The organism is Martelella sp. FLE1502 (assembly GCF_053484255.1).
The window spans coordinates 17,550-39,715 of sequence record NZ_JBAKFQ010000026.1 but is presented as its reverse complement, the minus strand read 5'-3'; the positions used below and the strand labels follow the sequence as shown (position 1 = coordinate 39,715).

The 22,166-nt window shown below is 61.4% G+C and carries 19 protein-coding genes; 6 read left to right on the top strand and 13 right to left on the bottom strand.

All coding sequences use genetic code 11. The features are described 5' to 3' along the window. Positions 1–161 precede the first annotated feature (161 nt). Both V6767_RS18410 and V6767_RS18405 read right to left on the bottom strand, forming a co-directional pair. Positions 162–2,276, bottom strand: a complete 2,115-nt coding sequence (locus V6767_RS18410) for a GumC family protein (protein WP_448474789.1) — start codon at positions 2,274–2,276, stop codon at positions 162–164. Between the two features lie 588 nt (positions 2,277–2,864). Next, entirely contained in the window at positions 2,865–4,010 is a 1,146-nt protein-coding gene (locus V6767_RS18405; protein WP_448474788.1) for a glycosyltransferase family 4 protein, read from the bottom strand. Positions 4,011–4,345: 335 nt separating this feature from the next. Between V6767_RS18405 and V6767_RS18400 the strand changes: the two genes are divergently transcribed. Then, a complete protein-coding gene (locus tag V6767_RS18400; RefSeq protein WP_448474787.1) occupies positions 4,346–5,647 on the top strand; it encodes a glycosyltransferase in 1,302 nt (433 codons plus the stop codon). A gap of 67 nt (positions 5,648–5,714) precedes the next feature. On the opposite strand, the gene cysQ is transcribed toward V6767_RS18400, so the two are convergent. The 3 genes from cysQ to cysD are packed head-to-tail and all read right to left on the bottom strand — an operon-like array spanning position 5,715 to position 9,342. Further along, complete coding sequence (cysQ, locus tag V6767_RS18395; protein ID WP_448474813.1) at positions 5,715–6,500, bottom strand: 3'(2'),5'-bisphosphate nucleotidase CysQ; 786 nt, start codon at positions 6,498–6,500, stop codon at positions 5,715–5,717. A 14-nt stretch (positions 6,501–6,514) separates the two neighbouring features. Next, positions 6,515–8,407: a bifunctional sulfate adenylyltransferase/adenylyl-sulfate kinase NodQ gene (nodQ, locus tag V6767_RS18390; RefSeq protein WP_448474786.1), complete on the bottom strand. Its 1,893-nt coding sequence runs from the start codon at positions 8,405–8,407 to the stop codon at positions 6,515–6,517. Next, positions 8,407–9,342, bottom strand: a complete 936-nt coding sequence (gene cysD, locus V6767_RS18385) for a sulfate adenylyltransferase subunit CysD (protein WP_448474785.1) — start codon at positions 9,340–9,342, stop codon at positions 8,407–8,409. The genes nodQ and cysD overlap by 1 nt, the downstream gene beginning before the upstream one ends. Positions 9,343–9,629: 287 nt before the next feature. Here cysD and V6767_RS18380 point away from each other — a divergent pair, with 287 nt between their 5' ends. The 5 genes from V6767_RS18380 to V6767_RS18360 all read left to right on the top strand — a co-directional run bounded on the left by V6767_RS18380 (position 9,630) and on the right by V6767_RS18360 (position 13,272). After that, positions 9,630–9,938 carry a hypothetical protein gene (locus V6767_RS18380; RefSeq protein ID WP_448474784.1) on the top strand — a complete coding sequence of 103 codons (309 nt, stop codon included), beginning with the start codon at positions 9,630–9,632 and terminating at the stop codon, positions 9,936–9,938. Then, positions 9,881–10,627: a TRAP transporter substrate-binding protein gene (locus V6767_RS18375; RefSeq protein ID WP_448474783.1), complete on the top strand. Its 747-nt coding sequence runs from the start codon at positions 9,881–9,883 to the stop codon at positions 10,625–10,627. Before V6767_RS18380 ends, V6767_RS18375 begins: the two co-directional genes overlap by 58 nt. A gap of 71 nt (positions 10,628–10,698) precedes the next feature. Then, a complete protein-coding gene (locus V6767_RS18370) occupies positions 10,699–11,202 on the top strand; it encodes a TRAP transporter small permease (protein ID WP_448474782.1) in 504 nt (167 codons plus the stop codon). Continuing rightward, entirely contained in the window at positions 11,199–12,464 is a 1,266-nt protein-coding gene (locus V6767_RS18365; protein ID WP_448474781.1) for a TRAP transporter large permease, read from the top strand. The genes V6767_RS18370 and V6767_RS18365 overlap by 4 nt, the downstream gene beginning before the upstream one ends. Positions 12,465–12,576: 112 nt before the next feature. Then, on the top strand, positions 12,577–13,272 hold the full coding sequence (locus V6767_RS18360; RefSeq protein ID WP_448474780.1) for a Crp/Fnr family transcriptional regulator: 696 nt from the start codon (positions 12,577–12,579) through the stop codon (positions 13,270–13,272). Between the two features lie 42 nt (positions 13,273–13,314). Here V6767_RS18360 and trpA read toward each other — a convergent pair whose 3' ends face one another. The 8 genes from trpA to V6767_RS18320 all read right to left on the bottom strand — a co-directional run bounded on the left by trpA (position 13,315) and on the right by V6767_RS18320 (position 22,161). Further along, entirely contained in the window at positions 13,315–14,148 is an 834-nt protein-coding gene (gene trpA / locus V6767_RS18355) for a tryptophan synthase subunit alpha (RefSeq protein ID WP_448474779.1), read from the bottom strand. A 1-nt stretch (position 14,149) separates the two neighbouring features. Beyond that, positions 14,150–15,337: a tryptophan synthase subunit beta gene (gene trpB / locus V6767_RS18350; RefSeq protein ID WP_448474778.1), complete on the bottom strand. Its 1,188-nt coding sequence runs from the start codon at positions 15,335–15,337 to the stop codon at positions 14,150–14,152. Position 15,338: 1 nt separating this feature from the next. After that, positions 15,339–16,271, bottom strand: a complete 933-nt coding sequence (locus V6767_RS18345; RefSeq protein WP_448474777.1) for an ABC transporter permease — start codon at positions 16,269–16,271, stop codon at positions 15,339–15,341. Then, positions 16,268–17,782, bottom strand: coding sequence for a sugar ABC transporter ATP-binding protein (locus V6767_RS18340; RefSeq protein WP_448474776.1), 1,515 nt, complete (start codon positions 17,780–17,782; stop codon positions 16,268–16,270). Before V6767_RS18340 ends, V6767_RS18345 begins: the two co-directional genes overlap by 4 nt. A 69-nt stretch (positions 17,783–17,851) precedes the next feature. Continuing rightward, positions 17,852–18,769 carry a sugar ABC transporter substrate-binding protein gene (locus V6767_RS18335; RefSeq protein WP_448474775.1) on the bottom strand — a complete coding sequence of 306 codons (918 nt, stop codon included), beginning with the start codon at positions 18,767–18,769 and terminating at the stop codon, positions 17,852–17,854. A gap of 39 nt (positions 18,770–18,808) precedes the next feature. Beyond that, on the bottom strand, positions 18,809–20,284 hold the full coding sequence (locus tag V6767_RS18330) for a xylulokinase (RefSeq protein WP_448474774.1): 1,476 nt from the start codon (positions 20,282–20,284) through the stop codon (positions 18,809–18,811). Beyond that, entirely contained in the window at positions 20,277–21,056 is a 780-nt protein-coding gene (locus tag V6767_RS18325; RefSeq protein ID WP_448474773.1) for a tryptophan synthase subunit alpha, read from the bottom strand. Before V6767_RS18325 ends, V6767_RS18330 begins: the two co-directional genes overlap by 8 nt. 151 nt (positions 21,057–21,207) lie before the next feature. Continuing rightward, positions 21,208–22,161, bottom strand: a complete 954-nt coding sequence (locus V6767_RS18320; RefSeq protein WP_448474772.1) for an AraC family transcriptional regulator — start codon at positions 22,159–22,161, stop codon at positions 21,208–21,210. Positions 22,162–22,166: the final 5 nt, after the last annotated feature.

The window sequence follows — 22,166 nt, the reverse complement described above, 5'->3', positions numbered from 1 at the left end:
GTCGCGTCAGATACATACAGATAACCCCGCTCCATTCGTGCGCAAACCTAGCGCATCGGCCTCCTGACCGAAAGAGCATGCGCTTGCGTCGATTTTATGGAGATGCCGAAAGCACAGCGACGAAAGGTTTTCTCCGCTGTGCAACAGGGGCTGGCAAGGCGCTAGTCGTCGTCCGTATCGTAATACTTGTCGCCGTAGTGGGCGGCATAGCCATAGCCATAGCCATAATTGTAGCCATACCGCTTGAAACCGTTTGGATCGATCTGGTTCAGGACCAGTCCCTCAACCTTGCCCTCCTCGAACGAACGAACCGCTTCTTCGACTTGGTGATGGTGGGTCGAATCCCATTTGACGACAAAGAGGATGGCATCCACGAACTGGCTTACTACGCGGGCATCCGGGACGATCAAAACCGGCGGCGCGTCGATGATGACGAAATCATATTTGCTCCGAGCTTCGCGGAGAAGCTCGTCCATCTTCCGGGAGGAAAGAACGTCGGCCGCATTTCTCGACGAACGCTCTCCAAACAGCACATCGATATCGAGTTCGTCGTGGTGATAAACGGTTTCCTCAAGCGACTTTTTACCCGAAAGCACGGAAATCAGGCCGGCCGTATTTTTGGAATTCCCGAAATACCAATGGAAAGTCAGCCGACGCAGATCGCCCTCGATCAGAAGGACCCTCTTCCCCATACTGGCAAAATTAAGCGCGAGACCGATACTGCTCGATGTCTTGCCTTCGCCGGGTATGGAGGAGGTCATGAGAATTGCTTGCGGCGGATTATCGAGATGGGCAAGCAGAACCGATGTTCTGAGATTGCGCACCGCCTCGGCGTACGGCGACGTCGGGTGACTTTGAAGATAGTGAAAGAAATCGTTCCGATGTTTTGCCGGCACGAGAGGCAGCATGCCGACCACCGGCAGACCCGTCAGTTGCTCAAGCTCCTGTGATGTCCGGAAGGTCTTGTGCCGCATTTCGAGCAGCAGGCTGAGCGCGCAACCAAAAACGAGGCCCAGAAGCCCGGAAAGAAGAACGATCCGACTTTTAGACGGCGCGCTTGGGCTCTCAGGCACGACGGCATAAGAAAGGATCACGCTGTCTGCCTGCTGCACGCCCTGCTGCGCGGAGGTTTCCTTGAGGCGCGCCAGGAAATATTCGTAAAGCGTGCGATTGGCTTCCGCCTCTCGGGTCAGTTGCTCCAACTCGAGATAGGCCGCGCTTTCCGTCTGAACTCTCTGCTCAAGAGACGCTTCCGCAGTTTCCAGCGAGGCTAGCTGGCTTTTAATCTCTGCAGCATCCCTGCGTCGCTCAGCAAGCAAGGTTTCCATTCGCGCATTGAAGCGCGATGCAGCGCTTCTGCTGCGGGAGGCGTTTGCCGCAAGGTCAATGAGCGTGGGGTCACCGAGAAGAGCGGCTTTCTCCTCATAGGTGGTGGCCTGTTCAAGCGCGGCGAAAAAATCGTCCGAGGCTGCTACCCTTTGGCGCGTCTCGGCGATGCGGTCGCGGATCGACTTCAGTTGGCGCTCCAGCCCGCTCAGCACCTCGGGCGTGGTCAGCGGCGTATCGGTCTTGAACTGTTTTACGGCGTTTTCGGATTTTTCGAGCGCAAGCTTCAGTTCGGCAACGCGCTCGCTAAGCCAGTCGATCGCATCGACCGTGGCGCCGCGTTTGACGTCGATCTGCCGCTGGACATATTGCTCGGCGATCGTATCGGCAATCAGCGCCGCCTTGCGAGGATCTTCCGAGCTCACGGTAATTCTGAAGGTGGTGGTGTCTGGAACCACGGTTGCCGTAAAACTGTCCAGCAACGCATTCACCACCCGGTCGCGTGTCCAATCCGGATCGACGGCTTCGTCTTCCGGCTCATCCTCCATCGGCAGCAGGCTCTTAATGTAGGCGATCAGTTGCGAAACCACCGTCGGCTCCCTCAGAGACCGGTTGAACTCCGGATCTGACGTCAGATCCAGACTATCAACGACCTTTCCGAGTAGTATTCGCGACCTGATAACTTCGATTTCGGATTTGAGAGCGACATCGTCTGTTCCAAGCTGCGCCAGAACGCTCGGCAGATCGATAACTGTCTCCGCCTGGCTGCTTACCATCAGGACTGAAGATGCCCGATAGATCGGAGTCGTCATTTTAAAGGCGTAGTAGCCCCCCGCCAGGACAAATACGACAAAAATCAGCCCTATCAGTAACTTACGCCTCCAGAAAACGAAGAATATTTTCTGAAGATCGATTTCATCATTTTCAGTATTGATTTTGCTATTCTGCATGTCGCTCAAAAACTCAGGCCGTTTCTATAAATCGTGTTGGTCCTGCCGTCAGGCGATCCCGTTTTCTTTTCACGCGGTTCGTCCTGAGTGAGCCGTCCGGGCGATAGACCAAGCGGTCCAGCCAGTCAAGTTGTCGGCGGTTGGGGCCGTGCATGCTGAACATGTGCTACTGGGTGCGAGCGACACTGTCGGACAGATGAAAGTCTTCATTGCAAACACGGCCTCTCCCTCGGCACATAGCCCTTGGCCTTCTTTTTTTCAGCCTGATAAATGGTCTGACGGTCAGGAAATGGCTCTCCGCGAAACTGATCGAAATCTGAATCGCATCGAAAACAACCGCATAATCAGCAACGCCCCCGACATGGGAGCGAGTAAAAGGATCGTAATACCGGGTGTGCAAGTTTCGTCACAAACGTTTCCCTCCAAAGCCGGAATTCATAGTCACCGAAATTCCGGAGAAGCGCAAGTTGCATGCCGCTTGCCATCTTCAGGTTTGCGCAATCCAGAAGAAATCCCGCACTTGTTTCCCGCCGGCGCCAGGATCAGGCAAAAGCTGTGCGACAAAGACCTCCTGTCAGGCCGGTGGAATCATCCGTCTTCTCTATGCGACAGTATCCTGGGATGGAACGACCAATCGAAATGAAACTCATGACCGACATGAACGCGCAGGCAGGCCGCCAACCGTGCGCCGAAGCGGTAGGTCAAGACAAACAGGCCGGCAAAAAAGACGAGCGCAAGCGCTGCCGCCACTGAATTATTCCAGAACAACACGCCGACAACGGCTGGTGCGGTGAACATGGGCGCCAGGATCACCGTGGTCATCGGATTGCTGATATGCCGCGCCTTGCGCCCGAGCACGCCGATCTCCAGCGTGCGCATGACCAATTGGTGAAAATGCAACCGATCCGGCTGATCGGCCGGCCGGCCGGCGATGCGGCGGCGGAATATGGCAAGCAGCGTGTCGGCGATCGGCCAGAAAAAGATCAGCAGCAGCGCCCAGGGGCTGAGATCGGGAACGAGGTTCAACATCACAAACGCAAGCCATGCCAGAATGTGGCCGACGCCATAAGCGCCGGCATCTCCCAGGAATATCTTGCCCAACGGGAAGTTGAACAGCAGAAATCCAAGCAGAGCGCCAATCACGATGGCGCACCAGGCGCTCACGTCAAACAGACCGTTCTGCCCAGCAATCACCGCCAGAGAAGTCGCGACGACAACGGCGATCAGACTGGAAAGACCATTGACGCCATCGACCAGATTGAACGCGTGGCAAATGCCCGCTCCCGCGAATATGGTCACAGCGACCGCAAATGGCGCGAAGACGACAAACGCGCCAACCAGCGGAATGTCCGCTCTCGGAATCCAGAGTTTGAACAGCAAAATCGCAAGCAAGGAAGAGATAGCAGCAGCAATCAGCCGGTCGCGCGGCGATAGGCGAAAGCCAAAATCCTCGGCCAGACCGGCAAAGAAAACGGGCACCAGCGAAGGAAGCAACAACTGGAGATCATGTCCGGACGCATCTGGTATGAGCATGCCGAAAGACACCAGGGCGATCAGGAAAGCCACTCCGCCAAATCTTGGCGTCGACATCCGATGAGCGCACTGGACAGCCGCGGTGTCCTTGCGACGGTCGGAAAACCGGCGGTGAAGCTTTTGCGTCGCCACGATCAAGCCACATACCAGGGCTGAAACGGTGAACGCGAACAGTAGCGCTTGAAAAAAATACCCACTCATGGAAGGTGGAACCCCTGAACGAAACTATGGCTGACCAAGCCATTCAAAACCAATCAAGCGACTAAAATACTATATGCTGCATGAAGATGCGCATTAGTCCAAAGCGAAAATAACAACTAGAAAATGTAAATACATCAAAAATAAAACTTAACCTAACATAGGCTGGCCGGCAAATTATCACAAATGGGCACCTCGTCAACTGGGAACAAGGGTGATTTATTAGACAAGAAAATGCAGGACCGGATATGAGTTGCAGTTTTACATGCATTCAACCCAAAAATGTACTTGGCGGCGACATCCACGTGTAACTGGAACACGCAGAGGCTAAATCAGGAATGTCACTGAAACGGGCTCTCGTCTGCGCCTACGGCACCCACGGTGACGTCGAACCGGCTCTGGCGCTGGCAATTGGCTTACAATCAGCCGGCTTCGAGGTTCTGTTTGCCTCCTCCTCCCGGTTTGAAGCGTTTGCGAACAATGCCGGGGTCGCGTTTTTCCCTATGTCCGACGCCTCGCTTGCCACGCTCGAAACGCCGGATGGAAAAGCTGTCCTGGAGAGCGGATCCGGGCCGTTCCGGCGCATCGCAGCCGGCATCCGTTTAGCAAGGCTGTCCGGCCCTATCAACGACGCGCTGATGCACGAAACGTGGACAGCCGCAGCCGATTTCTCGCCGGATATCATCGTCTTTAACGCCAAACTGTTTGCGGCCCCCCACGTGGCCGAAAAACTCAAGATTCCTGCATTTCTGGCCGCGCTCCAGCCGATGATCGTCCCCACAAACGCCTTCCCCGCCATGGGCCTGCCGAAACTGCCGCTGCCTGGCTACAATCGGCTCACCTATGCGCTCGCTGGCAAGTCCATTGGCGTTTTTCGCAGTCGCACGAACCGATTCCGTCAAAACGTTCTCGGTCTGCCGCCAGTGCGAAGCGGAAGCGCCGTGCTGTTTCCACCGGACGGCGGAACTGCAGGCGTGCTGCACGCCTACAGCCCCGCAGTCCTGCAGCGCCCGCCGGATTGGCCGGAAAGCGCCCATGTCACGGGTTATTGGCGGCTGGATAAAAGCCGGGATTATTCGCCGCCGCAGGAACTTGCCGCCTTTCTCGATCGCGGCCCGCCACCGGTTTTTGTGGGCTTCGGAAGCATGCCAAGCGCCGATCCGAAGGCACTCGCGAAGGTGGTGATTAAAGCCTTGCGCAAGGCCGGTCAGCGCGGCGTCATAGCAAAGGGTTGGGCCGGACTGGAGATCGAGGGCGACGAAGATATCATCGTCATACCGCCCGTCCCCTATGATTGGCTGTTCCCGCGCCTGGCGGCTGTTGTCCATCACGGCGGCGCTGGCACAACGGCGGAAGGCTTCCACGCCGGCGTACCTTGCCTCATCTGCCCGTTTTTTGGCGACCAGCGGGGTTGGGCCAAGCTGAGCGTAACACTTGGCGTCGGCGCAGCCCCGCTGCCGCGCCGACGCCTGACGGAGGACCGCCTGGCGGCGGGCATAACAGAGGCGGTTTCAAACGCCCAACTGCGCGAAAATGCCATAACCCTGGCGACGCGCCTGCGCCGGGAAAACGGTGTCAAGACCGCCGTGGAGGTCATAACGCAGACATTGTTCGGATGGCAGTCAGGGCAACCGGACTAAAGGACTGCCTTACAAGACCAACACGGTGACAGGACCACGCGGACGACGATCGCAGATCGACCGCCGTTTAAGAGCGCAAAGGCCGACGCGCCCACCCGATAAAGGCCGGATTGGCAAAATCGCTATCGGTCTCCTGCCCGGTCTTGCCGTACACAAAGATTGTGTTATCCGCACACTCGGTTATGCCTCCGGCGGCGCGCAGGATGGCATCGCCGGCGGCGGTATCCCATTCCATGGTGCGACCGAAACGCGGATAAACGTCGGCAGCCCCCTCCGCGAGAAGACAGAATTTCAACGACGAGCCCACGGTGGTAAAGTCCGACACGCCGATTTTACGCATGAACTCCTCAGTTTCCGGAGTGTTGTGTGAAATGCTGGCCACTGCAATCATCACCTCTCCCCTCGGGCGACACCTGATCGCTTCGGAACGCATAACGGCGCCATCAACCACGAACAATTTCTCAGCGCCATTAGCCGTGGTCCGATAGGCCACCCCCTTGGCCGGGGCATAAACGATACCCGCAACCGGCACGCCGCTTTCAATGAGCGCGATGTTGACCGTGAAGTCTTCTCGTCGCCTTATGAACTCCTTGGTCCCGTCAAGCGGATCAACAAGAAAGAATGCGTTTCCAGTGACATCGGGAACTCTCCCGGCCGCAACGCTTTCCTCGGCGATCACCGGAATATCGGGAAAAGACCGGGCGAGGTGGGCAAGAATGATCGCCTCGGCCTGCTCATCGGCCGCCGTCACCGGCGAGTGATCCGCCTTGTAGGTCACGTCTATGCCGTTCTTGTAGATCGCCATGATCGCCCTGCCCGCTTCAAGCGCCGCATCAAGAAAGACCTGCTGCATATCGGCCATGGCGCTTACTCCCCCTTTTCCCGGCTCGCGAGGAAATCCTCGATCCGGCTCGCCAGCTCAAATGGCTCATGGCCGACGGTGTGGAGATGAAGCTCGGCGTTTTCCGGCGGCTCATAGGGCGAGGAAATGCCTGTGAAATTGGCGAGCTCGCCGGCCTGCGCCTTTTTGTAGAGGCCCTTGGGGTCACGCTCGGCGCAGACCTCGATCGGGGTATCGATGAAAATCTCGATGAACTCGCCGTCTTCCATCATCTCTCGCGCCAGCCGCCGTTCGGAGCGGAAGGGCGAGATAAACGACACCAGCACGATCAGCCCGGCATCGGCCATGAGCCGGGCCACCTCGGCCACTCGGCGGATATTCTCGACCCGGTCTTCCGCGGTGAAACCGAGATCGCGGTTGAGCCCATGACGGATATTGTCGCCATCCAGCAGATAGGTGTGCTTGCCCTTGGCATGGAGGATCTTTTCCAGCGCGTTGGCGACCGTCGACTTGCCCGACGCCGAAAGCCCGGTGAACCACAGCACCGCCGGCCTCTGCGCCTTCAGGTCGGCATGCGCCTTCTTGTTGACCTCGACCGCCTGCCAGTGGACATTCTGCGCCCGGCGCAGCGCGAAGTCGATCATGCCGGCACCGACGGTCTTGTTGGATATCCGGTCGATGATCACGAAATTACCGGTGGTGCGGTTGTCCGCATAGGCATCGAACACGATCGGCGCCTGGGTCGAGATGTTGCACACCCCGACCTCGTTCATGTGGAGCGACTTGGCCGCCTCATGGGCGAAGCTGTTGACGTTCACCTGATATTTGAGGGCGGTGATCGTCGCCGGCGTCTGGTCGGCCTCGGTGCGCAGAATATAGGAACGGCCCGGGATCATCGCATCCGCATCGAACCAGATGATCTTCGCCTGAAACTGATCGGCAACGTTCGGCCGCTCACCGGGCACCACAAGGATATTGCCGCGCGAGACCTCGATCTCGTCCTCCAGGGCGAGCGTGACCGCCTGCCCCGCCTCGGCGCTGTCGAGATCGCCGTCCATGGTGACGATCTGGCGGATCGTCGAGCTCTTCCCGGACTTGGCGACCGTAACCCGATCTCCCACAGCCACCCGGCCGGATGCGATCTGCCCGGCAAACCCGCGGAAATTGAGGTTGGGACGCGTCACGAGCTGCACCGGCATCCGGAACGGCTTGTCCGCGAGATCGGATTCGACAGGCACCGTCTCGAGATGGTCCAGAAGGGCCGGCCCCGTGTACCACGGCATGTTCACTGACGGCAGGGTAACGTTGTCGCCGTAGCGCGCCGAGATCGGGATCGGCACGATCGTCTCGAAGCCGAGATCTTTTGCGAATTCCAGATAGTCGGCGACGATCCGGTCATAGACCTCCTGGGAATAGTCCATGAGGTCGATCTTGTTGATCGCGACCACGATATGGCGAATGCCGAGCAGCGAGGCGATGAAGGAGTGCCTTCGGGTCTGCGGCAGAATGCCCTGACGGCTGTCCACCAGCACGATGGCAAGATCGGCGGTCGAGGCGCCGGTCGCCATGTTGCGGGTATATTCCTCGTGGCCGGGCGTATCGGCGACGATGAACTTGCGCTTGGCGGTCGCGAAGAAACGATAGGCCACATCGATGGTGATGCCCTGTTCGCGCTCGGATTCCAGCCCGTCGACCAGAAGCGCGAAGTCGATATCCTCGCCGGTGGTGCCGTGGCGGGCGCTGTCGCGTTCGAGCGAGGCAAGCTGGTCCTCGAAGATCAGCTTGGTGTCGTAGAGCAAGCGGCCGATCAGGGTCGACTTGCCGTCATCGACGGAGCCGCAGGTCAGAAAGCGCAACAGGGATTTCTGTTCCTGATCGGCCAGATAGGCGATCATGTCGCCGGAAACATCCTCGACCATCAGAAATACCCCTCGCGCTTTTTCTTCTCCATCGACCCGGCTTCGTCCTTGTCGATCATGCGACCCTGGCGCTCCGAGGTTCTGGCCGTCAGCATCTCGCGCACGATCGCCTGCAGGTCGCTGGCATCGGATTCGACCGCGCCCGTGAGCGGATAGCAGCCGAGCGTGCGGAAACGCACCATCTTCTCGGTCACGGTTTCATCCGGGCCGATCGGCATGCGCGCGTCATCGACCATGATCAGCGCGCCGTCACGTTCGACAACGGGACGTTTCGCCGCAAAATAGAGCGGCACGATCGGGATATTCTCCTTCATGATATACTGCCAGATGTCGAGCTCGGTCCAGTTCGACAGCGGAAAGACGCGGATCGATTCGCCCTTGCCGACGCGGGTATTGTAGGTCTTCCACATTTCCGGGCGCTGGTTCTTCGGATCCCAGGCATGCTGCGCATTGCGGAACGAGAATATCCGTTCCTTGGCCCGCGATTTCTCCTCGTCGCGCCGCGCACCGCCGAAAGCGGCATCGAAGCCGTATTTGTCGAGCGCCTGCCTCAGCCCCACCGTCTTCCAGAGATGGGTATGGGTATTGGAACCATGATCGAAAGGGTTGATGCCTTCCTCGACCGCTTCCGGGTTGACGTGAACGAGCAGGTCAATGCCGAGATCATCGGCCATCTTCTGCCGGAAATCGTACATCGCCTGGAACTTCCAGGTGGTGTCGACATGGAGAAACGGAAAGGGCGGCTTGGCCGGATAGAACGCCTTCATCGCCAGATGCATCATCACCGACGAATCCTTGCCGATCGAATACAGCATCACCGGTCTGGAGAAACTTGCCGCGACCTCGCGGAAGATATGAATCGATTCCGCCTCCAGTCTCTGCAAATGGGTAAGGGCCATTGAATTTTCCCAAGCGTACTGAACGAAGCCGTTCACGTTGAAGGTGGCCTATGGGTAAAGGTTCGGCGGTGGAAGTAAATGTCAATCCGTCCAATGATTCCGGGGTTATTGGAAAAAAATCCTACGAACAGCCCCCCTCACGCTCAGCAAGATAAAGGCACTATGCGGGAATGGCGAACTTTGCGCTATACTCTTGCGAAAAGGCTAGAACCGACAAACCCACACGGATGAGCAAATCCGAAAAAACGTAACAATTAGGACAATCCGCCAGGCGCGGCGCGATTAGAGTGATGCACTGAGTGAATCATCAAAGGAGGAGGCTGATGGGGATTTCCGCCAGGGGGCTGCTGATCGCCCTCGCCGTTTGCGTTGCGACTGCGGCCCAAGCCGAACCGGTGACCCTGAAACTGGCCGTTGGCGTGCAGGATGCGACGGTTTGGGCAAAGCAGGCCCAGACCTACGCGCAAAAGGTTGAGGAGCTTTCCGACGGCCAGGTTAAGATCGAGCTATTTTATGCCGGACAGCTTGGCTCTATGGGCGACACGCTCACCAGCGCCCGAGCGGCAGGATTGACATGTGGTCCGGGTCGCTGCCGGTGCTTTCGAGCATCGTGCCCGAGTTCGATACGCTGATGCTCCCCTTCCTGTTCGACGATGATGAACAGGTCGTATGCGTGGTCCCCAAGCTGACGGAACCCGCCCGGGAGGCGGTGGGCCGGAAATTTCACCTTCTTACTTTTGCCCCCGTGGAACATCAGGGCATGGTCGGGACCGTGCCGCTGGTATCGCCGGACCTGCTCAAGGGAAAGAAAGTGCGCTCTGCGCCTTCCAAATCGTCGATCAATTTCTTCCAGTCGATCGGCGCCACACCCATGCCCCTTCCGGCCGAAGACACGCCTTCTGCGGCAAGTACGCATCTGGTGGATGCCGTCAACTTCGGGCTGACCTATGCGATGGCCTCGGGATTGACGCAGACCCTGCCTGTCTTCACCCGGGCGGACGTGCTCTTCAGCCTCGGCGCCGTCATCGTGTCTCCGCGAAGCTGGGCGAAGCTTGATGACCAGCAGAAAGCCGCCTTGACCGATGCCCTGACAGTGATGGACTTCGGCGCGAAACTGCAGGAAATTGATGCCTTCGAAAAGACGATGGCGGAAAGACTGGAGCAAGCCGGCGGCACAGTCGTCAGCCTGACTCCCGACCAGCAGCAGCTTTGGGAAGATGCCGCGCGCGCCACCTGGGATAAATCCCTGAGCGAGCTTAAAGGCGATGCCAAAGGGTTTTTCGGGACCATCCAGAAAGCAAAAGCGGATTGTGGCTCATAATGCCTGAAACCAGAAACAGGAAGGCGCGCCGAAAACTGCGCGCCCTTTCGTTTCTTTAAAAGAAAACGCTGATGATCCGCATAGTCCAACACGTTCTGAATGCCGTATCGACCATCGAGAAAGCCATCGTCGTCCTGACCTTCTCCGCCGTTCTGGCCTCCCTGTCGATGGATATCATTGGACGCGAAGTATTTGCGCATGGCGTGTTCGGGGCATCCAAATTTGCGGTGTACGCGCTGATCCTGTGCGCCATGGCGGGTTTCGGACTGGCGACCGCCAGCGGCGCGCATCTCAGGCCCCGGTTTCTTGATTTCGTCACGCGGGGCCGCGCCGAAGCGACCGCGCGCCGCGCCGGCCGGGTGGCGTCAGCGGCCATCCTTCTGTTTCTGGCGTGGGGCGCCGTCGATATGATCTCCTTTTCCCGCATGATCGGGGAGCGCGATCTCACCCTGGGCTGGCTGGTCTGGCCGGTGCAGATAATCCTGCCCGTGGCGTTTGTGCTCTCCGCCTTGCGCCATCTGATCTATGCGGCCTTTCCTGAACTGAGCCCAGCAGAAGAGGAGCAGATGGAATGATGGCCCTGCTTCTTCTCGGGGTCGCGATCCTGCTTCTGATCCTTCGCGTCGAACTGGTGCTGATCCTGATGTTCGTGGCTGGCGCCGCCCAGCTCATCTGGGGCGGCGGCGCCCTCGAATATTTCCTTCAGGACATGTGGGCGACGATGGACCGCGAGCTGCTGCTGTCCGTGCCCCTGTTCATCCTGGTCGGCGCGGTGATGGGCCGCGGCAGCATCGCCGAACGACTGGTGGCGGTCATGTCCGCCCTCACCCGCCCCATTCCCGGCGGCCTGGCGGTGGCCACGATCCTGTCATGCGCAGTGTTTTCGGCGATTTCCGGTTCCTCCATCGTCACAATGCTGGCGGTGGGCTCGGTGCTTTATCCGGCGCTCACCGCGAATGGATACTCAAGGTCCTTCGCAATCGGGGCGCTTTGCGCCGGGGGAACGTTGGGCATCATCATCCCGCCCTCCCTGCCGATGATTCTCTACGGCGTGGTCACCGACACCAATATCTCGGATCTATTCCTGGCCGGGATCGGCCCCGGCCTGCTGCTGACCGGCGTGTTTTCGGCCTATGCCATGGCGCGCAACTGGTCCGTGCCACGCCAGCGGTTCAGCATGAGCGATCTGGGCGAGGCCATTTTCCGCGGTATCCCTGCCCTGCTGATGCCGATCATTCTGCTCGGCGGGATTTACAGCGGCTACTATTCCCCCACCGAAGCAGCCGCCGTGGCGCTTCTTTATGCGCTTGTCGTCGAGGTGCTGTTCTTCCGCGAACTGAAATCCCGTGACTATGTCGAGATATGCGTGAAGTCGGCGAAACTGGTGGGCGCGCTTTTCCCGCTGATCGCCGTCGCCGTTTCCCTCAACCTGCTCTTGGCCGAACATCGCATCCCGAACCAGATCATAGCCTTCATGACGGAGCATGTGCACAACGAGACTGCGTTCCTGCTGCTGACCAATGTCATGCTCCTGCTGATCGGCTGCTTCATGGATACGGCGTCGGCCATCGCGATCACCGCACCGTTGTTGAAGCCGCTGGCCGAGGCCTATGGCGTCGGCAGCACGCATCTGGGCGTGATCATCGTCCTGAACCTCGAAATCGGCATTCTCACGCCGCCGCTCGGGCTGAACCTGATCGTGGCGATGACGGCCTTCAAGGAAAATTTTGGCTTCGTCTGCCGCGCTGCCATACCTTTCGTGCTTTTGATGATCCTGTGCCTTCTGCTGGTGACCTTCCAGCCATGGATAGCGATGGCGCTGGTCGGTTCGCGGTAAGTCGTTTCCCTCCAGCCGGGCTGTCGCTGCCCAAGGATTATCATTTACGGGATTGTACGGATTGTATCTATTGTTACATTCTCCCTCCAGCAAGCATCGAGGGAGTACGATCATGGCAGAGAGTGTTGCCCGGCTTTTCGAGGAATTCAGCGACTCGCACCAGTTTCTGAAAGAGATGACCGCCGAACAGAAACAGCAACTCGTGACGATGGCCTCGGTGAGAACACTCGCGAATCGTCAGGTGATCGCCACGCTCGACGCGCCCACGGACGGGATCTATTTCATCGTGCGCGGCAGTATCAGGCTTGAGAACATCGGCGAAAACGGAGACCGGTTTCTCTCCGGTGATCTGCTGGCGGGCGACGTTTTCGGGTTCCTTTCCGTGATCGATGGCCAGACGCCGGACCATTTCGCCTCCTCGCACGGCGAGAGCACGACCGTCTTCATTCCGGCCGGTCAGTTCCGGAATTTCATCTACTCCGATATCGGTCTGACCAAGCTCATGCTTGAGATCGTCTGCCGACGGCTGCGCATGGCGCTGATAACCCTCAACCGCTTCGCGCCCGGCAGCCTGACTGCCCGGGTCGTACGCTGTCTGTTGACCTATGTCGACCAGCGCGGCTTCCGGTCGAAAAAGCCGGAGCGAACACAGATCGCGGTCAACCAGTACGATATCGCGGCCATGCTCTCCGTTTCCCGGCAAAGCGTCCATCGCGTGCTCAAGGAGCTCGAAGCGAGCGGCATACTGTCGATCGGCTACAATTCCATCGAAATCCGCGACCTTCAGAAATTGAGGGCCCTGCAGTAGGACTGCAAGGCACATCGCGGAAACGCTTTCCAGCGCGCCGCCTCAGATCGCAGCCCGGAAGGCCGCCAGTTTCTCGGCAATACGGGACTGAAATTCCGGATTGGAGAGCGGGATTTCCTGTTCCAGCGCCAAAAACGCGTCGATCAGCGCGGTAGCGACGATGACGCCATCGGCCACGCTTGCCACGCCCGCGGCCATTTCCGGCGTCTTGACGCCGAAGCCGACCATGACGGGGAGTCGGACCTGCCGGCGGCAGCGTTCAACGGCTTCGGCAATCGCGTCCTGCGAGGCCGAGGGGCCGCCGGTGGGGCCAACTACCGGTATGCAGTAGAGAAAACCGCCAAGCCCCGGATGGTCCGCGGCAAAATCCTTGGCCTCCAGCGTCGGCGCTGCCAGCGGGATCATGTAGAGCCCATGGCGGGCGAGCGCCTTCAACAGATCGCCGGCCTCGCGCAGCGGCAGGTCGGCGGCGATGATGCCGTCGATCCCGGCCTCGGCTGCCTTTTCAGCGAACCGTTCGTAGCCGAGCGCGATGATCGGGTTGGCATAGCCCATCAGCACCAGCGGCGTCGTGTCGTCCTCCTTGCGGAAAGCGGTGCAAAGCTCGAAGGTCTTCGAAAGATTGCCGCCGGCCGCCATCGCGCGCCGGTTCGCCTTCTGGATCGTCGCCCCGTCCAGGATCGGGTCGCTGAATGGGTAGCCGATCTCGATCAGGTCGATGCCCGCCTCCACGAATGTCTTCAGCCGGGCAAGGCTCTCCTCGAAGGTCGGGTCACCGCCGACTGTGAAGGTCGCGAACGCCGTCCGCTTTTCCTTCCTGAGACGGGCGAACATGGCATCGATGCGGTTTTCGCGTTTGTCGGTCTTGCGCGCCATATCAGTCGTCCTGCCAGAGAATATCGATATCCTTGTCGCCCGAAGACGGCGCCATCACCACGACCGCTTCATGCGGCTCCATGGTGCGCGCCGCATGCTCGGCGGCGGCGAGCGCGTGGCCCGCCTCCAGGCAGAGGAGCACGCCCTCGGTCTCGGCAAGCCGCCGCACGGCGGCGCGGGCCTCGCCGTCGGTCACCGAGACGGTCTCGACGCGGCGGCGATGGACGAGATCGGCAAGCTGCGGCGCGGAGCCCGGATAGGCAAGCCCCGGCGCGATCGAAGCGGCCGGCAATATCTGCCCTTCCGCGTCGGAGAGAACCAGCGTCTCCGCTCCGTGGAAAATGCCGCGCTGGCCGTGCGAGAGCCGTGCGGCGTGGAGCGCGCCCGGCCCGCCCGTGCCCGCCGCTTCCACCGCGATCAACCTGATCGAGAGGTCGTTCACGAAGGAGGAGAACAGGCCGATAGTCGAGGAACCGCCGCCGACGGCGGAAAACACCGCCGCCGGGAAGATGCCGCCCTCGATCAGTTGGAGACGGGTTTCCTTGCCGATAACCGACTGGAAGGCCGCAACCATCTCCGGATAGGGATGCGGGCCGATCGGCGCGCCGGCGAGATAGGCATCGGTGTCAGAATGGCCCATCCAGTGGCGGATCGCGGCGCTGGTGGCCGCGCTCAGCGCCCGGTCGGCATCGTCGACGATTTCGAGCTTCGCCCCGAATAGACGCATCTTCTTTACCGCCGCGGGCTGCCGGGCAGCATCGCGCGTGCCCATATAGATGGTGCAGCCCATGCCGAAACGGGCGGCGGTGGCGGCAGCCGCAATGCCGTTCTGACCGGAGCCGGTGTCGGTGACGACAGCGGAAAGCCCCATGCGCTTTGCCAGCAGGCACTGGCCGACGGCCGAATTGGCGTAATTGCCGCCGTTGAAGGTCAGGTCGTCGCGCTTGAGCACGATCCGCGCGCCGCCGGGACGCACCGGAAAGGCCGGGATATCGAACAGCGGCGTCGGCCGGCCGACGAAGCGGTTGAGCAGGAAGGCCAGTTCCGTGTGAAAGGCGGGATCGGACCAGGCCTCGCGATACGCCGCCTCCAGCCTGTCGAGCACCGGGAGCAGGACGGGGGCGACGAACTGGCCGCCGAACGTGCCGTAGCGGCCGGGCCGCGCCTCCCGCTTTTGCATGCGCGCCATGTCAGCCTCTTTCCTTTCCGGCGCGGCGCACGAGCACGGCGGCGAGAATGATGGTTCCGGTGATGATGTCCTGCAGGAAGGTGGAGACGCCGAGAATGGTGAGCCCGTTGCCGATGACGGCGATGATCGCAGCCCCCACCAGCGTGCCCGGCACATTGGCCTCGCCCTCGCGAAACGCGGTCATGCCCAGAAACACGGCGGCATAGGCCGACAGCAGATAGCCGCCGCCACCCGTCGGCCCGGCCGAGCCGATGCGCGCGGTGAGCAGAATGCCGACCAGCGCGGAAAACACGGCGGAAACGACAAAGGCGAACATGGTGTTGGAAACGATCCGCACGCCCGCAAGCCTTGCAGCCTCGCGATTACCGCCGATCGCGTAGAGCCGCCGCCCGATCTCGAACTTGTCGAGGATCAACCAGGCCAGGATCGCGATCCCGATCAGCCACCAGGTCAGCGTCGGCAGGCCAAGGGTGCGTCCGCGACCGATATCGCGGAAGGCAGCGGGGATGTCGCCGAACAGCGTCGCGCCCTCACTCAGCCAGAAGGTGATGCCGCCAACGATGGTGCCAACCGCGAGCGTGGCGATAAAGGACAGAACCTCGAAGCGGGCGACCACGAAGCCGGAGACCATGCCGAACACGGAGGCCGCCGCCAGCACGATAACGCAGGCAAGCGACGCCGGGACGCCGGCCTTGAAGAGCACCACCACGAGAATCCCGCCGAAGGACACGATCGAGGCAGTCGAAAGGTCGAACTCGCCGACCGCCATGACCACGGTCGCGCCGATGGCGACAATGGCGAGCAGGGTCATCTGCTGGGTGATGTTGATAAGGTTGTTCGCCGAGCCGAAGGCGTTGGGAGACGCGATGGAAAAGGCGATAATGATGACGACAAGCGCGGCAAGCGTGCCGTAACGTCTGACAAGGCCGGTCATGCAGCGGGGTCTTTCCGTGATTGATGTTGAAAGGCGGCGTCGATGATGCGCTCGGGCGTGAGCGCCGCGCCGGCAAGTTCCGCGGTCACCTCGCCCCCGGCCATCACGAGCACGCGGGCGGAAAGCGCCAGCAACTCGTCCATGTCCGAGGTTGTCATCAGCACCGCCGCGCCCTCATCGGCGAAACGGCGGGCGACCGCGTGGATTTCCGCCTTGGCGCCGACATCGACGCCGCGCGTCGGCTCGTCCAGGATGAGGAGCCGGATCGGACGCCCGAACCATCGGCCGAAGAGAAGCTTCTGCTGATTGCCGCCCGACAGCGTCAGCGGCTTGGCGAAGGGCGATCCCATCTTGACCGACAGCGCCTCGCGCACCTCCTGCGTGCGGCGCCTCAGCGCGGCAACGCTGGTCCATGGCAGACCGGATGATGCCCGCACCGAGGCCAGATTGGCAATGGCGAGGTTTTCGGCGATCGTACGGTTCACGATCAGCCCCTCATGGCGGCGGTCCTCCGGCACATAGGCCCCGCCGCGCTTGATCCGGTCGTCGATGCGTCCGGGGCGAAGCGGTTTGTCCTCAAGGCTGATTGCGCCCGCGCCGTGCGAAGTCGCGCCCCAGATGATCTTCATCAGCGACGAGCGCCCCGCGCCGACAAGCCCGTAAAGGCCGAGAATTTCTCCGGCCCGGATGTCGAAGGAAACGCGCGAGCCGTGCGTGCCGAAAGGCAGATCGCGAACCTTCAGCACTGTCGGCGCATCCACCGTCATCGGCCCCGGCGTCAACCGCACTTCCTCGCGGCCGGACATCAGGCGCACGAGACCGGCGCGGTCGATATCGCCGATGGCCCCTGCCCCGGCGGTCGCGCCGTTTCTGAGCACCGTGAAACGGTCGCAGATTTCCATCACCTCATCCAGCCGGTGCGAGATGAAGACGACGGCGACGCCGCGTTCGGCAAGCCGCGCCACGGCGCGGTAGAGCCTGCGCGCCTCGCCGTCGGACAGCGAGGCCGTGGGCTCGTCCATCACGACGAGGCGCGCGGGTTCGCCGATCAGCGCGCGAATGATCTCGACAAGCTGTTTCTGCCCGGTCGTCAACCGCGCTGCCGGCACGTCCAGCGGCAGGTCGGGCGCGATATCGCGCGCGGTTTCGGCAATCTCGGCGGCCATCTTTTTGCGGTCGATGAACAGGCCGCGTTTGGGATAGCGCCTGCCCACAAAGGCATTTTCCACCGCGTTGAAATGCGGCACCAGGCTCAGTTCCTGATGAATGAAGCGAAAGCCGAGCGCCTCGGCATGGCGGACATTCTCGATCTCGACCGGCTTGCCGTCGATCCGTATCTCGCCCGCATCCGGCGCGATCAGGCCGGAGAGCGTCTTGATCAGCGTCGATTTGCCGGCGCCGTTTTCGCCCAGCAGCCCGTGCACCGAGCCCGCCTCGACCGCAAGGTCGGCGCCGGCAAGCGCGCGCGCGCCGCTGAAGCGCTTTTCAAGCCCTTTGATGCTCAGCAACATGTTGATCATCCTGCGAAAGGTGAAAGGCGGAGCCGCCGCTGCCGGCGACCCCGGTTTCGAAACGGCCCGTCAGGGGCAGGTCACGCCAAGGGTTTCCGGCGTGATCATCACGGCGGGCACATAAATCTCATCGCTTTCGGCAGCGCCGCCGGCGAGGATCTTCTCAAGCTCTTCAGCGCCAACCGCCGCCATGCCGGGGAAGTCCTGACGGAAGGTGGCCTTGAAATGGGTGCAGGACTTGATCATGTCGACCGCCTGCTCATTGCCGTCAATGCCCATGATGATCAGCTTGGACTCCGGCAGCTCCGATTCCGTCGCCAGTTCCGCGCCGATGCCCGGATCGTCGAAGGCGGCCCAGACGCCGTCGATCTGGTCGCCATATTGCCGCAGGATGTTTTCCATGGCGATGCGACCGTCATCGACCGGGCCCGGCACCTTGACGAAGTGATCGGCGATCACCTTGATATCCGGATATTTTTCCAGCGTGGCGTCGAGACCGAGCTCGCGCTGATGCACGCCCGGATGGGCGGAGTGGTAGAACTTGACGATATTGCCCTTGCCGTCCAGCGCCTTGAAAAGCGCCTCGGAAAGCTGGGTGCCGAGCTCGAAATTGTTGGAGGTGACGTTGACGTCGACATCGTCATGCTTCGAGCCGTCGAGCGAGATCACCGGAATGCCGGCCTCGGCAGCCATGGCCACCTGATCGCCGACTTGGCCCGGATCGGTCGAGATCAGCACGATGGCGTCGGCCTTGGCATTGACCGTGTCTTCCATGCGCGAGGCGAGCTGGCCGAAATCGTTGCGGGTGTCGATGATGGTGACATCCCAGCCGCGCTTCTCGCCTTCCGCCTTGAAGCTCTGCGCCATCTCGTTGGTCGGGATCGAGCTGATATAGGGGGTGAGAATGGTGACGTCCGTCGCGAATGCGGCGGTGGTGCCGGCAAGTGACAGCGTCAGCGCCGCAAGGGTTGTTCTGATCAGTCTCATGGTCTGTTCCTCTCGTTTCTTTGCTGCATGTGTGACCCGTTAGCGGAGCGGGTCGCCCGTATCGATGATTCCGATGGGTTTGAGTGCGTCTATGGCCTTGGTGTAGGCCTCGAACATGCGATCATAACGGCGCGCGCGCTTCGGGTCTGGCTCGAAGACGGTCTGAACCGAGGTCATCGCTGGCACCGCCTCGGCAATGGTCGGGAACGCGCCAACGCCGACGGCGGCCATGATGCCCGCGCCAAGGCAGCCGACATCATTATAGGAAAACCGGTGGAGGGCCACGCCGAGACAATCGGCGCGGATCTGGCTCCACAGATCCGACCGCGCCCCGCCGCCGCCGTAAAGCAGCCAGTCGGGGCGATAACCCGCAGCCTCCGTCAATGAATTGAAAAGCTGCCGGGCCGAAAGCGCCACGCCTTCCAGCACCGCCAGCGCGAATTCCGGTCCGCTCGTGCGGCTGTCGAGGCCGATGAAGGAGCCACGGATATCGGCGTTCCACAATGGAGCGCGCTCGCCTTCCAGATGCGGCAGGAACAGGATCGGCCGGCAGTCACGATCGGCTTTTGCGGCCAGTTCGGCGACGTCTCCGGGTTCCATGCCGACAGTACGGCTCCACCATCTGAGCGAATCCGCGCCGCTCTGGGTCGGGCCGGCATTGACGACCAGATCATCGACCGTTGCGAAGGTCACGACGCCCGGCGCGCCGATGCGCTTAGACCCGGCCAGCGCCAGAATTTCGCTGGTGCCGCTGACATACATGCCCTGGCCTGCGCGGAACACGCCGCAGCCGAACAGATTGCCCCAGGCATCCATGGTGCCGACGATCACGGGCACGCGGCGGGCATGGCTGCCAAGCTGCATTTCGCCGGCGATGTCGGTGAAGAAACCGAGCGGCGGCAGCCGTTCGGCAGCGCCCTCGACGCGGGCGATCAGCGGATCGATATAGGTAAGGTCGAGACCGACATGGCCAAAGGACGCGATCGGATCGGCAACCGCCCTCCCCGTCAGCCGCAGCAGGCAGTAGTCCTTGGGCGACAGCACGTAGCGGGTCTTTTCCCAAAGGTCGGAATGATGCTTTTGAAACCACATCATCTTGGCGAGCGCATGGCTCGCGCCGATCGGCATTTCCGCGCCCCACCAGGCCTTCTTGTCCTCAGCCGAAATTGTCCGGTCCAGCGCCTCGGCCTCGCGCGCGGCGCGCACGTCCTGCCAGACGATGGCGGGCGCCAGCGGTTCGCCGGCCGCATCCACGAACACATCGGTATTGACCTGGCTGCAAAGCCCGACGGCCACCACGCGGTCGGGATCGCGACCGACGAGAAGCCCGTCAATCGCATCACGCACGCCATCGAGCCAGTGCTGCGGGTCCTGCTCGACAATGCCTGGGCCGGGCCGTTCCGTCGGATAGTTCCGGCTCCAGTGATCGACAACCGCGCCGCCGAGCGTGAACAGCCCGGCCTTGACGGCGGTAGAGCCGATATCGAAGCCGATCACATAGGAATCGTCACGCATCGAGCCCGCTCCTCAGGTCACGCAGCAGCATTCGCAGCGCATCGCCGCCGGCAAGCCCCGCGCGCAGCACCTGCGACCCGACGATCACGCCATCCGCGCCAAGTTCCATCGCCTGTCGCGCCTGCCGGCCGCCCGAAATGCCAAAGCCGAGAAGGATTGGCCGCGTCGCGCCCCCCGCGCGCAATTGCTTGATGCGATCCGCATTGCCGGGATCGAGCGTTTCGCGCGGTCCGGTCGCGCCCGCATGGGCCTGCAGCATGATGTAGAAGCCGGCCTCACGCGCGCGCTCGATGGCCTTTTCATTAAGAGGCAGTGACAGAAACGGCGAGAGCGCCACGCCGTTCTCGGCGGCGGACCGCTCCAGCCTTGCCGCAAGCGGATCGCCATGGTCCGCGACCACCAGGAGGCTGTCGAGCCCGCGCCACAGATCGCTGTCGACAAGACCCGGATGGGCCGGATCGGCATAGGTCATCAAAAGGGCGCGCGGCGGATCCCGAAATTTCGCCAACCGCTCCAGCACGGCATCGAGGTCCGTCCGCCAGCGGCCGCGATCGGCGCGCTGCATCGACTGGCGCACATCCGGGCCGTCGAGGAATGGATCGGGCGAGGCCATGCCGATCTCGATCACATCAACGCCCTCGCCGGCATAGATGTCCAGAAAATCGGGGGAAACCTGCGCGTCCCCGAGCGGGAAGTAGCAGCTCAAAAGCGGCCTTTCCGGCAGGGCGCGACCGCGCACCCTGGTTTCCTCAATCTCTGTTCCGGCACTCATCACCAATCTGCCTTCCTGCGCATTTTCCGATCTGCCGCCTCCGGGTCATTGCAGGGGAAGATGCGGCAATGTCATGCGATTGTCATCCCGCGCGCGGGGTTTCAAGCGCACCGGAGAGCGATTTATGCAGGATGTGGATAAGGCAGCGGCTTCAGTGCGGGCTCTTGCTGTCCTCGGACGGCAGCGCGTCGAACAGGGCGCGATAGGCGGAGGAGAAGCGGCCGAGATGGCGCATGCCGACGCGCCGGGCGGCCTCGCCGGCCGACAGCCCGTCCTCGACGATCAACCGCCGGGCTTCCTCCATGCGAATTCGGGTCAACATTTCATAGGGCGTCTTCTGGTAATGGCGCTGGAAGCCTTCATAGAGGGCCCGTTCTGAAACGCCGATCTCCCAGGCGACAGCAGACATCGACAGCCGTTCGCCGAAGCGGGCGTGAAACAGGTCCATCACCCGTTTCACATGGCGCGGCGTGGCGCTGAGGCGATCAGGCACGACGGACTGGCCGTTCAGATAGGGAATATTGCCTAAAATCAGGTCGATGATGCGATCGGTGATCGCCTCGCGATGCGGATCGTCCTCGTCGCCGCCCTCGGAAAGATCGGCCGCCAGCACCTGAAACGCCTCCAGGAGACGCCTTCCGTGGACGGTTTGCAGATCGATCAGCGGGTCGAACACCGGTGCCTCAGCCTTAGCGCGATGGGTGAGCCGCGCGATCCGCTGTTCCAGTCGGCAGCGGTCGATTTGAAGCATCCACTGGCGGGTGGCGGCCTGCCAGCGCGACCGGAACCGCGGCCCGGGCGACAGGAGCAGCGCCTGACCGGGGGCGGAGCTGATCTCCTCCTTGCCGAAATCGATCCGCACCCCGCCGCTCAGCGGCATTTCCAGCATGTAAAATTCTTCGAAGCCGGGGGCACTGACCTCGATCTCGGCGCCGTATTCGAGGCGGTTGAAGGCCCCGCAGGCCGTCTTCACGGCATGGTGGCGGAAGCCGACCTCGCGGCCGGCATAGACCTCGAGGCGATGATCGCAGAACGACCGGGTCATGTAGTATTCGGCTTCGAGCGGGTCGCTCGCCCGATAGCTCACCGTGTTCTCGAAGTCCAAAACCG